Below are 12402 nucleotides of genomic sequence, written 5' to 3' on the forward strand. Positions count from 1 at the left end.
AGACCCAAGGGAGGCCAACAAGACATGACCGAACTCAGCGACGAGCAAAAGCGCGATCTCGAAGCCGCTGCCTTCCGCCGGCTGGTCGCGCATCTGCGCGAGCGTTCCGACGTGCAGAACATTGACCTGATGAACCTCGCCGGCTTCTGCCGCAACTGCCTGTCCAACTGGTACCGCGATGCCGCCGAAGCCGAAGGTGTCGAACTCAGCAAGGAGCAGTCGCGCGAGATCATCTACGGCATGCCCTATTCCGAGTGGCAGGCACTGAACCAGATCGAGGCCTCTGACGCCAAGAAGGCCGAGTTCGAGGCAAGACGCCCCAGAGACCATTAGGTCGACCAATCGCGCCGGACCACCGTCACGAATGTTTTTGCCACCCAAATGGGAGGACTGGCATGCCTAAGATCGACATCGGCGCCGTGCCCGAGCGCAGAGGCTCGTCCTATCTGCCGCCATTCGATGCGCCTTGTGCCGAACGCGTGCGGCAGCGGCTGGGCAACGCCGGCGGGCTCACCGATTTCGGCATCAATCTCATGCCGCCGGGCAATTGGTCGAGCCAGCGCCACTGGCATTCGCACGAAGACAAATTCGTCTATGTGCTCGAAGGCGAACTGGCGCTTGTCGAAGATGCCGGCCAGACGGTGCTGCGCGCCGGCGATTGCGCGGCCTTTCCGAAAGGCACCGGAAACGCCATCACATGATCAACAAATCGGCTGCGATGGCGGTTTATCTCGAAGTCGGTTCGCGCTCGCCCGCCGACGTCACCACCTGCTCAGACATCGACATGATGAGCAGCAACGCCGATGGCCGGTTTGTGCACAAGGACGGCACGGCCTATCCCGAGCCGTAGGGCTTCGGAGTGGATTGCAGAGCTGGTCCGCCGATCCCTGGCAACGCAAATTCCATGACGGCGCCTAGTCGCGCGGCTTGGTCCAAACACTTTCGGCCGCGAGCGCTTGACTGCAGATTGAATCGATCTAATTTGCCGCGCAAAGCCATTTCCGGACCGGATTCTACCCGATGGACGCGCAGAAAATCATGCAGACCGCGATTCGTGGACGCTGGGCCGTGGCAGGCATCTTCCTCGCCAACGGCTTCCTGACCGGCAGCTGGGCGCCGCAGATCCCAGTGTTTCTGACCCGGCTGGACATCAGCAAGTTCACGCTCGGCCTGTTGATCCTGTTGTTCGGCGCCGGCGCCGTCACCGCCATGACCTGGTGCGGCCATCTGATCTCGAAGCATGGCTCGCGCAGCGTGCTGCGCTGGTTCGGACTTGCCGGCAGCTTCGGCCTTTTGGTTGTGGCTCTGGCCCCCAACGTGCCCCTTGCGGCCGTCGCCATGTTCATCTTCGGCGGTTCGATCGGCGGCATGGACGTCGCCATGAATGCCAACGCAGTGGCAGTCGAACGGCGGCTGTCCCGTGCCATCATGTCGTCCTCGCACGGCTTCTGGAGCCTTGGCGGTTTCGCTGGCGGCGCTTTGGGCGGTTTCGCCATCCAGAACTACGGTCACCTCGCCCATGCGACAGTGGTGACGGCTCTTGCCTTTGCCGTCATCGCCGTAGCGATCCGCTACCTGATCGACGAGGACAAGCACCCAGTCGCCGAGCACCACAAATTCGCGCTGCCGGCAAACCCGCTGGTCTATCTGGTTGGGCTGATGGCGCTGCTGACGATGATCTCCGAAGGTGCGGTACTCGACTGGGCGGCGCTGTATCTCAGGCAGGAGCTCGGCGCCGATCTTGCCATCGCAGGCCTGGCCTATGCCGCCTTTTCCGGAGTCATGGCCATCATGCGCTTTCTCGGCGATGGCGTCCGCAACCGTTTCGGTGCCGTTACGACGTTGCGCGCCTCGGCCCTTGCCGCTGGTGCCGGCATGCTGGTGGCCGGGCTGGCTCCCTCGCCTTGGCTGGCCATTGCCGCCTTTGCCTTTTGCGGCCTCGGCATTGCCAACATGGTGCCGATCATCTTTTCGGCCGGCGGCAACCAGGAGGGCATGGCGTCCGGCACCGGCATGAGCGTCGTCACCACAATGGGTTACTCAGGCATTCTGGTCGCCCCCTCGGCGATCGGCTTCATCGCCGAGCACTCGAGCTTCGGTCCGATCTTCGTCGCTCTGTCCGGGCTGCTGGTCGTCGTGCTGTTGATGGCCGGGCTCGCTCACCGCGCCGAATTCGCTGCCGAGCCCGCACCGGCCGAATAGCGCTTGAGCTCTTCGTGGAGGAAATCCGCCACGCGGCGGATGCGCACGCTGGTGCGGACGTCGCGATGCATGGCGAGCCACACCGGCAGCGTCGGCAGCGCGAGCCCCGGCAGCACTGTTTCCAGCAGTGCATCGCGATCGGCCAGCGGCTCCTGGCCAAAGCCGATGCCGTTTCCCGCCCGTAGCGCCTCCCACAGCACGATCTGATTATCGGTCCTGAAGCGGAAGGCATTGCGGGCGAGCGGGACGCCGAACTGGGCAAAGCCGCGAATGATCTCATCGCTGCGGTCGAAGCCGACCAGATCGTGGCCGGCAAGATCGCGGGCCTCGCGCGGACGGCCACGCCGGTCCAGATAGGATTTTGCCGCGCAGGCGCGGAGCGGAATGTCGGTCACCTTGCGCGCGACCAGTTCATTCTGCGCCGGCTTGACCATGCGAATGGCGATATCGGCGTCGCGACGCAGCAGATTCTCGACCTGGTTCGAGGCGACGATCTCGACCTCGATGCCCGGCTCCTCGAAACCAAGCCTCGCTGTGATTTCCGGCAGCACATAGGCCGCCACCACTTCGCTGGCGGCAATGCGCACCGTACCCTCTATCGCCTCGACCGATCCCAGCGCCAGCAGCGAAAAGGCGCTCGCCTGCTCGCTCACCGCGCGACCCCGTTCAAAGAGCGTGCTGCCTGCTTCCGTGAGCGCATAGCCACGCCGCCCGCGCCGGAACAGGGTGACGCCGAGCGCCTGTTCCAGCTCGGCGATGTGGCGGCCGAGCGTCGGCTGGCTTGCGGCAAGTTTTCGTGCGGCCGCCGACAGGCTGCCGGTCTCCGCCACCGTGACGAAACTCTTGATCAGATTCCAGTCGATATCCATTCAAAATTGAATATCAGATCGCCAGCTTAAGTCAATTTCCATTCGTTAGCGAAGAGATCACATTGGCGTCGTAACGCAACAAGGAGACGAACAATGACCAAGATCGCAATTCTCGGTGCCAACGGCCGGCTGGGCCGCACGGTGGCCAAGGTCTTCATCGATGCCGGCTACGACGTCCGCGCTGTCACCCGCAGCGGCAAAGTGCCGGCGGAGCTCGAAGGCGCCACGGCGATCGCCGGCGACGCGCTCGACCGCGATGCGCTGATCCGCGCCACCGACGGCATTGATATCATTTTCAACGGCCTGAACCCACTCTACACCGACTGGAGCAAATGCCTGCCGATGGCCGAGAATGTGATGGCTGCCTGCCGGGCGAATGGCGCACTGCATCTCTTCCCGGGCACCGTCTACAATTACGGCTCGCCGATGCCGGCGGTGATCGCCGAAGACACGCCGTTTCGCCCGACGACGGAAAAGGGCCGCATCCGCGTCGCCATGGAAGATCTGTTTCGCCGCGAGGTCGACGCGGGTCGGGTGCGCACGATCCTGCTGCGCGCCGGTGATTTCTTCGGTGGCACCGGCAGCGGATCGTGGTTCGATCTGGTTGTTGCCACCAAGATGACCAAGGGCGTCTATACCGCCCCAGGGCCGGTCGATCTCGTGCATGAATGGGCCTATCTGCCCGACTTGGCCAAGGCCTTCGTCGGGCTGGCTGACAATCTCGACAAGCTCGGCTCCTACGAGGCGCTGAACTTTCCTGGCCATGCGGTGACCGATCTGGACATCAAGGCGGCCGCGGAGAAGGCGCTCGGACGCACGCTGAAGCTGACGTCGATGCCGTGGTGGGTGCTGCGCGCCGGCAGCCCGTTCGTGGCGATGTGGCGCGAGATCGTTTCGATGTCCTATCTCCGCTTCGAGCCGCACCGGCTGGTTTCAGGCAGGCTGGAAAGCGTTATCGGTACGATCCCGCACACGCCGCTGGAAGATGCAGTGTCGGAAGCGCTCGAGGATATCGGCATCGCCACGCTTAAGACGACGCAAAAAGTTGCCTAACAACAAACCAAAAAAAGCGGATGGCCAGATGGTCATCCGCCGCTTGTCACGACCAATGATTGCGGTCAGATCCGGCCCATCAACAGCAGTACCAGGACAACGATCAGAATGACGCCGACGATGCCGGATGGTCCGTAACCCCAGGACCGCGAATGCGGCCATGCCGGAACCGCGCCGATCAGAATAAGAATAAGAATAATGATGAGAATGGTGCTGATCGTCATCAGAAAATCCTCGCTTTGAGGTTGCAATGACGGAACAATGCAGAAGGCCGCCCATTGTTCCCGGGCGGCCTTTGCTTGATTGGGGACGTCGATTTATTCGGCGGCCTTCGGGAAGGCGATCGCCGGTTCGGTGCCCAGATCGGCCTCCAGGCCCTCCGAGGTGATCTCGGGCTTGCGACGCCCGAACAGGCGGCTGAACCAGCCCCGACGCGCACCGGGTTTGATCTTGGCGCGAGTGAATACCATCAGCATCGACGGCGTCACCACCAGCGTCAGCACGGTGGCGAAGGACAGGCCGAAAACGATCGCCGAGGACAGCGATATCCACCATTGCGTCGACGGCGCGTTGATCGTCGTCTCGTGATGGAAGATTTCGAGGCCGAGGCCGAAAGCGATCGGCAGCACGCCGAGGATCGCCGACACCGCCGTCAGCACCACCGGGCGGGCACGTTCGCGGCAGGTCTGCAGAACGGCTTCGTATTTGTCCCAGCCCTCTTCGCGCAACCGGTCATAGGTGTCGATCAGCACGATGTTGTTGTTGACCACCACGCCGGCCAGCGCGATGACACCGATGCCCGACATGACGATGCCGAATGCCTCTCCCGTCAGCAGCAGCCCGAGGAAGACGCCGATCGTCGCCATGACCACGCACGACAGCACCAGCCAGACGCTGGTGAATTTGTTGAACTGCGCCAGAAGCACGAGGAAGATCAGGAAGATCGCTGCGCCGAAAGCCTTGCTGAGGAAGGCGCTGGCCTCCGCGCTGTCCTCGTTCGAGCCTGCGAGCTTCCAGCGTATGCCGCTGCCGAGATCCATCTCGGACACGGCCTTGGTGACCTCTTGCTGGACGGCAGCCACCTGGGCGCCGGCAGCGACGTTGGCCTGGACGACCACCGTTCGCGCACCGTCGATGCGGTTGAGGATACCGACCGTCGGCTCTGGCTTGCGCACGACGAAATTCGAGATCGGCACCGAGCCTTGCGCGGTCTGCACCCGCAGCTCGTCGAGCGTCGACAGCGTGCGCCGATCCTCGGGCAGGCGCAGTCTGATGTCGACGGCATCGTCGGCGCCGGCGGGCCGGTATTCGCTGAGCTTCAGCCCGTTGGTCACCAATTGCACGACCGTCCCGACCGCGGTTGGGCTGATGCCGTACTGCGCCGCCTTGGCGCGATCGACTTCAAGCGCCCAGTCGACGCCGGGCGGCGCCAGACCGTCGGAAATATCGATGACGCCGGGCACCTTGGCAATGCGCGCGGCGACCGCGCGGGCCTTGTCGTCAAGGCCCTTCGGATCTACGGCCGAAAGCCTGATCTGGATCGGCTTGCCGGTAGGCGGGCCGGCTTCCGGCACGCGAACCTCGACGTCGACACCGGGAATGCCGGCCATAACGCCGCGCAGTTCGTCCAGGATTGAGTTCGCCGATTTACGCTCGCGCCAGTCGACGAATTCGTACTGGATCACGCCAACCACGTCTTCCGGAACATCCTGGCCGCCGCCCTGCGTCTTGCCGACACGGGTATAGACAGACTTCACGCCCGGCCAACCGAGCAGCCGATTTTCCGCGGTCTTGGTGGCCGCGTCCATTTCGGCAAGCGAAAGATTGCCGCGGGCGTGGACATAGAGCAGGCCGTAGTCAGGCTCGACATTCGGGAAGAATTCGACGCCGGCGCCGAATTTCGAATAGGCGTAGCCGACGCCGAACAACAGCGCCACAGTGAGGACAAGCACGGTGATGGGATAATGCACCGCCTGCTTGACCACGGCCATGTACCAGCCGTCGCGATTGTCGTCGGGGTGATGGGCCGGCGCCTTGGCAAATATCGCGCCCAGCGTCGGCGCGAAGACCAGCGCATAGAGCATCGAGGCCGAGAGCGTCACGATCAGCGTGATCGGCATGTATTTCATGAAGTCGCCGATAATGCCCGGCCAGAACAACAGCGGCGAGAAGGCGGCAATGCGCGTCATCGTCGCCGCGATGACCGGGCCGGCCATGCGCTTGGCGGCAAGCGCGAACGCTTGCTCCTTCGGCATGCCCTCGCTCATGCGTCGCTCGGCGAATTCGGTGACGATGATGGCGTCGTCGACCAGCATGCCGACCGCCAGGATGAGGCTGAACAGCACGATCATGTTGATCGTGTAGCCCATCATTGCCAGCAACAGGATGCCGATCAGGAAGGACGAGGGGATGGCCAATCCGATCAACAGCGAGGCACGGCCAGACAGCGCGTAGAGAATGACGATGAACACCAGGATGACGGCGATCATCACGTGGTTCTGCAGGTCGCCGAGCAACTGGTTCACGAAGACGGACTTGTCTTGCGTGTAGGTGACGTGCATGCCCTCCGGCATGGTCTTGATGAAGGCGTCGGACACCTCCCTGACCTTGCCAATCGTATCGATCAGGTTGGAGCCGATGCGCTTCTTCACCTCGATGGCGATCGCCGGCTTGCCGTCGAGGCGGGTGACCGTCTCGGCGTCCTTGAATGTGGAGCGGATGGTGGCAATGTCCTTGGCCTGCACCACCGCATTGGGGCCGGCGACGACCGGAAGCGCCGCCACATCCTCTGGTGTCTCGATAAGCGAGGGGACCTTGACCGCGTATTTGCCCTCGGATCCTTCGATGTTGCCGGCGGCGACAAGACTGTTGGAAGCGCCGACCGCACCGATCAACTGGTCGAGCTGCAGCCCGTAGGACGACAGTTTCATCGGATCGATGACCACTTCGACGAGGTCGTCGCGCGCACCCTGCAGCGAGCCCTCAAGCACGCCGGGCACTTCCTCGATGCGGTCGCGCAGCTCGCGCGCCGCTGCCGTCAGCACGCGCTCGGGCACCTCGCCCGATAGCGTCACGACCAGGACGGGAAATTCGGAGATGTTGACCTCGGAGACCACGGGCTCCTCAGCCGCTTGCGGCAGGTCGGCCTTGCCGTCCTGCACCTTGCTGCGCGTGTCCTGCAACGCGGTGGCGAGATCGGTCTGTGGCTGGAATTCGACCAGCACATAACCGCCGCCCTGGAAGGCGGCCGACCGCATCTCCTTGAGGCCCTTCAGGCTCTTCAGCTTGGCTTCCATCGGCCGCAGCAGGAGGCGTTCGGAGTCTTCCGGCGAGATGCCCTGGTAGATCAGGCTGACATACATCATCGGAATCGGAACGTCGGGTTCCGCTTCTTTCGGCGTCGACTGGTAGGCGACCGCACCCGCAAGGATGAGAAAGATCAGGACCGAAATGGTCAGCCGGGCATTGCTGATTGCAAGTTTGACGATGTCCATGATTACTGCGTCCCGGCCGTCGCTTCGCCCAACAGCTTTTGAATGGTCGCCTGGTCGGCTTCGACCGGCTTGACCACTTCGCCTTCCTTAACCAGCTCCTGGCCGGCGACGATGATGCGGGCGTCTGCCGCAATGCCGCCGAGCACCAGGCCGGTTGGCGTGTCGTCGACCAGGTCGATCGGGAAGAACACGACCTTGTTGTCCTTGTCGACGGCGCGGATGCCGAGGTCGCCCTTGTCGCCGAGCGTCACCACCGATCGCGGCAGCATCACGGCGTCGGTCGGCTGGGCGCTGAGCGCGATTTCTGCCGTCATGCCGGCCGGTACGGAACCATCGGCATTGGGGATAGCGACTTCGACGCGGAAGGTACGGGTTGCCGAAGATGCATCCCGGCTGATGTAGCGCACCGTGCCCTTGACGGTCTGGCCGCTGACCAGGCGCACATTGGCTTCGTCACCGATCTTCAGATAGCCGAGATCGCGTTCGCTGACTTCGGCGCGGGCGATCACCGGATCGAGCTTGAGAATGGTTGCCACCTCGCCGCCCTGCATCACGGAACTGCCAAGCTCCACCGGCACCCGGTCGATGACACCGTCGAACGGCGCCTTAACCTCGTTGCGGTCGAGCTCGGCTTGCACGGCGTCCAGTTGCGACTTGGCCAGCGTCAGGTTGGAGCGGGCCGTGTCGAGCTGCAGCTTGGGCAGATTGCCGGTTTTCATCAGCCGCAGGGCCGCAGCGAGCTCGGCCTCACGTTGCACGACAAGCTGCTTGGCGTTGTCGACCGCCGAGATTTTTTCCTCGGCGGCAAGCATTAGGATGAGGTCGCCGGTCTTGACGTGCTGACCCTGCTTGACCGGCAGCTTGTCGATGACGCCGGCGACGCGTGTCGCCAGGACGGCGCGCTTGTCGGCTTCGGTCAGTCCGGAAATGCGGATAGCGCGTGCATAGGTGCGCCGCGGCGGGGTTATGACCGCGACCGTGCGCAAGGGCGCCTTGGGCTGCTCTGCTTCGGCAGCCCCCGGTTTAGCAGCCCCCGGTTTTGCAGATTGGGGCTTGCCTGCGTCGGCTGCCTTGGGCTGCTCGACCTCTCCTGCCTTGGGCTTGTTATCGGCGGACGCGCTACCGACGGAAGAGAACTCGCCTGTCGCCATCCAGCCGGCGAACCCGATGAGCACAACAATGGCTGCAAGCTTGTGAAACCTGAATTTCGGCATCGTCATTTTTCCAGTGCGCGGGGTTCGGCCAGGCCGCATCTTCTAATTGGGGCGCGTCGCCGATATGGGTGCGCGCGAGGCCGTATTCAAATTGCCGTGATCGGCGAAGCGCGCTTCTACCTCAAAGTTGCATCGCAATATAGTCAGAAAAGTTGATGGATTGTTGCTTTGCCCGCAAAGATGCGGTTGCTGCATCGGCTCTCGATCGCCAAAAATAGCGGCATGGCAGCAAGTGTCAGGATGATTGAACAGATTGCGAATGCCATCTGCTTTGCGAAGCAGCTAGGCCGGACGGCGGGCGGCCTCGGGCTGCTTGCGCGCCGCCAGAAACTCCTTGACCCGCCGGCCCGGCGCCGGCCCGCGCACCGGCTTCAAGCCGTCGTCGAGCTCGCCGGACAGATCGATCGTCGGCCGCTTGCCGACGGCGTCGTAATTTTCTTCCAGCCAATCACTGGCTGCGGTGCGGCCGAGGTCGCGCAGATAGACAAGAAACGCCCATTCGGCATTGACCTTGGACGATGCCGACAGATCCTTGAACGCCTCGTCGGCATCGATGCGATGCATGCGGATGTCGCGATATTCGCCGTGCGGCAACCGGCCGGCGGCGATCAGTTCCTTGACGAAGGCGATCGAGCGGAATTCCCGCAACAGCCCGGCATTGAAGGTGATCTCGTCGATGCGGTTCTGGATTTCATTGGCGCTCTTTGGCGTCCCCTCGCGGACCACCGGATTGATCTGGACCAAAAGCACGTCCTCGGTGGCCGCCGTCTTGAAGAACGGGAACAGTGCCGGGTTGCCGCCATAGCCGCCGTCCCAATAGGGTACGCCCTTGATCTCGACGGCGCGGAACAATTGCGGCAGGCAGGCCGACGCCATCACCGTGTCGAGGTCGATCTCGCCGTCCGAGAAGACACGCAGCTGACCGGTCTCGACATTGGTCGCGGAAATGAACAGTTCCATCGACTTGCAGGCGCGCACATTGTCGAAATCGATCTCACGTTCGACCACGTCGCGCAGCGGATTGATGGCGAGCGGATTAGCGACATAGGGCGAAAATACCCGCGACATCGTATCGAACAGGAAATAGCCGGGCGTGTTCTCGATCGACCAATTGCCCCAGGCGACGTCCCAAGGCATGCGCTGCACCGGGCTGAAGCGGCCCTTTGCGGCCACCGCACGCCAGAAATCGTCGAGCTTCCGCCGTGCGCCCTCGACGCCGCCGCGGACGAAACCGTCGGCCAGCGCCACGGCATTCATGGCGCCGGCGCTGGTGCCCGAAACCGCCGTTATATCGAGGCGCCCGTCCTCCAGCAGCCGATCGAGCACGCCCCAGGAAAACGCCCCGTGCGAGCCGCCGCCTTGCAGCGCGACGTTTATCTTCTTTGGCTCCTCCGCCTTGCCGTTTTTCGTCATGGCGTGGCCCTCGACCGCTGGATGGCTCACTGAGCGGCCCAGCCGCCGTCGACAGAGATGTGTGTGCCGTTGATCTGCGCTGCCGCATCCGAGCACAGGAACACCGCGGCCGCCGCAACCTGCTCGACGGTGACGAACTCCTTGGTCGGCTGCTTTTCGAGCATGACCTCGCGGACCACAGTCTCGCGGTCCATCTTGTTGGCCTTCATTTGGTCGGGGATCTGCGCCTCGACCAGCGGCGTCAGCACATAGCCGGGACAAATGGCATTGCAGGTGATCTTGTCGCGCGCCAGCTCCAGGGCGACCGTCTTGGTCAGGCCCATAATGCCGTGCTTGGCCGAGACATAGGCCGACTTGAACGGCGAGGCGACCAGCCCGTGGGCCGAGGCGACGTTGACGATCCGGCCGCCACCGGTCTGTTTCATCAGCGGGATGGCGGCGGCGATGGTGTGGAAAGCCGACGATAGGTTGATGGCGATGATCGCATCCCACTTCTCGATCGGGAAGCTCTCCACCGGCGCGACATGCTGGATGCCGGCATTGTTGACCAGGATGTCGACCGAGCCGAATGTCTCGGCTGCCTTCACGACCAAAGCCCGGCACTCGGCCGGCTTCGACATGTCGGCCTTGACGTAGGCGGTCTTCACCTTGTGGTGCTTCGCGATCGCGTCGGCGATGGCGTGGTCATCGGCGGTGTCGGAAAAGGAATTGACGACGATGTTGCAGCCTTCGGCCGCGAGCGCGTGGGCAATGGCTAGGCCGATGCCCGAGGTGGAACCGGTGACGATGGCGGTTTTTCTGGCGATCAAGGCGGCTTATTCCTTTTGAGATGGGCTCACATGGAACCATGCTGCACTGCAGCATATAGGTTCTCTGTCACCCAAGAACAGCGGATGTGTGGAGCAATGACATGAAATTTTTTGTCATGAGCATACATCCGCGCCCTCGTCCAGAAGAGGGGCGCTGCCAGCCAAGCGGCTGCGGCGGCCGGTTCCGCGAGGGGAAATCCTCAGGCGACGAGGTCCGGCACCGGCCCGATATAGTGCGACTGCGGCCGGATCAGCCGTCCGCTCGTCTGCTGCTCTCGTGCGTGGGCGATCCAGCCGGCGACGCGCCCGGCGGCAAAGACGTTGGTGAACGCCTCTTTCGGAAAGCCCGCCGCTTCCAGCAGAAGCGCTGTGAAGAACTCGACATTAGTCTGGATCGAGCGCGACGGCTTGGCGATCCGAAGCACCTCGAGCGCCGCCTGCTCCACGCTTTCGGCAAAGGCCAGCCGGTGGCCGGCTTCGCCCTCGGCGCCAAGCTGGCGCACGACGGCTTTCAGCACGTCGGCACGCGGATCGCGCACGCGGTAGATGCGATGCCCGAAGCCCATGATGCGCTGGCCGCGCGCGATCTCGTCGCGCAGCCAGCCGCTAGCGTCGCCATGCGCCTCTATCGCATCCAGCATCTCGATCACCGGACCAGGGGCGCCGCCATGCAGCGGCCCTTTGAGCGCTCCGAGCCCGGCCAGCACCGCCGAAGTGAGTCCGGCCTGCGTCGAGGCGACAACACGCGTTGCGAAGGTCGAAGCGTTGAGACCATGGTCGCAGACCGTCACGAGATAGGTATCGAGCGCCTTCGCCAACGCCGGCGAGGCCGCAGCGCCGGTCAGCATCCGCAGCATGTCGGTGGCATGATCGGCCTTGGGATCGGGCGCAATTGGGCTTTCGCCGCGCTGAAAGCGCAGCAAGGCCGGCGTCAGCACGGCAGGTGCTGCAACCAGCCGGAGCGCGTCCGGCAATTTGTCGCCGTCCGCCAGCAGGGCAATGCCGGCGCGCATCGCGCTGTAGATGTCGAGGGACGCGAGAAACGGCGGCAAGGGCTCGATTTGCTCGAACACTTCGCTGCGCGCTCGACCGATCGCGTTCGCCAGCTCCTTGTCGCCGGGAAGATCGTCGAAAAAGCCGTCGAACAGCAGCCGAACCACGTCGGCGTATTTCCAGCGGCCTGCCAGTTCCGGCAGCGAATGGCCGCGGATGGTCAGGCGGCCGCCAAGGCCGTCGACATCGGAGAGCACGGTTTCCGCCGCCACCACATCATCGAGCCCATTCGCCATCGGTTTCTCCTTGACCATTTCCGTGTCGTAGATAAGGGTCGGCGACTAGACCATCAATC

At 63.4% G+C, this 12402-nt stretch carries 10 protein-coding genes and 1 pseudogene; 4 read left to right on the top strand and 7 right to left on the bottom strand.

Annotated elements, in window-relative coordinates; translation table 11 throughout:
* The first annotated feature begins 24 nt into the window (after positions 1-24).
* From NKJ94_RS02525 to NKJ94_RS02535, 3 genes and pseudogenes are all read left to right on the top strand, one after another.
* On the top strand, positions 25-333 hold the full coding sequence (locus tag NKJ94_RS02525) for a DUF1244 domain-containing protein (protein ID WP_352522824.1): 309 nt from the start codon (positions 25-27) through the stop codon (positions 331-333).
* A 62-nt stretch (positions 334-395) separates the two neighbouring features.
* Positions 396-850, top strand: a pseudogene (locus tag NKJ94_RS02530) (cupin domain-containing protein).
* Positions 851-1020: 170 nt separating this feature from the next.
* Entirely contained in the window at positions 1021-2202 is a 1182-nt protein-coding gene (locus tag NKJ94_RS02535) for an MFS transporter (RefSeq protein WP_352522825.1), read from the top strand.
* Here NKJ94_RS02535 and NKJ94_RS02540 read toward each other — a convergent pair.
* A complete protein-coding gene (locus tag NKJ94_RS02540; protein ID WP_352522826.1) occupies positions 2160-3071 on the bottom strand; it encodes a LysR family transcriptional regulator in 912 nt (303 codons plus the stop codon). The genes NKJ94_RS02535 and NKJ94_RS02540 overlap by 43 nt on opposite strands.
* A 93-nt stretch (positions 3072-3164) precedes the next feature.
* Here NKJ94_RS02540 and NKJ94_RS02545 point away from each other — a divergent pair, with 93 nt between their 5' ends.
* Positions 3165-4124 carry an SDR family oxidoreductase gene (locus tag NKJ94_RS02545; protein WP_352522827.1) on the top strand — a complete coding sequence of 320 codons (960 nt, stop codon included), beginning with the start codon at positions 3165-3167 and terminating at the stop codon, positions 4122-4124.
* Between the two features lie 65 nt (positions 4125-4189).
* Here NKJ94_RS02545 and NKJ94_RS02550 read toward each other — a convergent pair whose 3' ends face one another.
* The 6 genes from NKJ94_RS02550 to NKJ94_RS02575 form a co-directional block, all read right to left on the bottom strand.
* Entirely contained in the window at positions 4190-4348 is a 159-nt protein-coding gene (locus NKJ94_RS02550) for a DUF3309 family protein (RefSeq protein WP_023678456.1), read from the bottom strand.
* A gap of 93 nt (positions 4349-4441) precedes the next feature.
* Positions 4442-7618, bottom strand: a complete 3177-nt coding sequence (locus NKJ94_RS02555) for an efflux RND transporter permease subunit (protein WP_352522828.1) — start codon at positions 7616-7618, stop codon at positions 4442-4444.
* Positions 7619-7620: 2 nt separating this feature from the next.
* On the bottom strand, positions 7621-8832 hold the full coding sequence (locus NKJ94_RS02560) for an efflux RND transporter periplasmic adaptor subunit (protein ID WP_352522829.1): 1212 nt from the start codon (positions 8830-8832) through the stop codon (positions 7621-7623).
* Between the two features lie 282 nt (positions 8833-9114).
* Positions 9115-10245, bottom strand: a complete 1131-nt coding sequence (locus NKJ94_RS02565) for a patatin-like phospholipase family protein (protein ID WP_352522830.1) — start codon at positions 10243-10245, stop codon at positions 9115-9117.
* A 26-nt stretch (positions 10246-10271) separates the two neighbouring features.
* Entirely contained in the window at positions 10272-11054 is a 783-nt protein-coding gene (locus tag NKJ94_RS02570; RefSeq protein WP_352522831.1) for a 3-hydroxybutyrate dehydrogenase, read from the bottom strand.
* Positions 11055-11254: 200 nt separating this feature from the next.
* Complete coding sequence (locus NKJ94_RS02575) at positions 11255-12343, bottom strand: citrate synthase/methylcitrate synthase (protein WP_352522832.1); 1089 nt, start codon at positions 12341-12343, stop codon at positions 11255-11257.
* Positions 12344-12402: the final 59 nt, after the last annotated feature.

Origin of the sequence: Mesorhizobium sp. M0060, from assembly GCF_040323155.1 — a bacterium.
GTDB lineage: Bacteria > Pseudomonadota > Alphaproteobacteria > Rhizobiales > Rhizobiaceae > Mesorhizobium.

Excerpts from the sequence above, each read along its gene's own strand:
- NKJ94_RS02525 (WP_352522824.1), top strand. The coding sequence starts at position 25 with ATGACCGAACTCAGCGACGAGCAAAAGCGCGATCTCGAAGCCGCTGCC.
- NKJ94_RS02535 (WP_352522825.1), top strand. The coding sequence starts at position 1,021 with ATGGACGCGCAGAAAATCATGCAGACCGCGATTCGTGGACGCTGGGCC.
- NKJ94_RS02540 (WP_352522826.1), bottom strand. The coding sequence starts at position 3,071 with ATGGATATCGACTGGAATCTGATCAAGAGTTTCGTCACGGTGGCGGAG.
- NKJ94_RS02545 (WP_352522827.1), top strand. The coding sequence starts at position 3,165 with ATGACCAAGATCGCAATTCTCGGTGCCAACGGCCGGCTGGGCCGCACG.
- NKJ94_RS02550 (WP_023678456.1), bottom strand. The coding sequence starts at position 4,348 with ATGACGATCAGCACCATTCTCATCATTATTCTTATTCTTATTCTGATC.
- NKJ94_RS02555 (WP_352522828.1), bottom strand. The coding sequence starts at position 7,618 with ATGGACATCGTCAAACTTGCAATCAGCAATGCCCGGCTGACCATTTCG.
- NKJ94_RS02560 (WP_352522829.1), bottom strand. The coding sequence starts at position 8,832 with ATGCCGAAATTCAGGTTTCACAAGCTTGCAGCCATTGTTGTGCTCATC.
- NKJ94_RS02565 (WP_352522830.1), bottom strand. The coding sequence starts at position 10,245 with ATGACGAAAAACGGCAAGGCGGAGGAGCCAAAGAAGATAAACGTCGCG.
- NKJ94_RS02575 (WP_352522832.1), bottom strand. The coding sequence starts at position 12,343 with ATGGCGAATGGGCTCGATGATGTGGTGGCGGCGGAAACCGTGCTCTCC.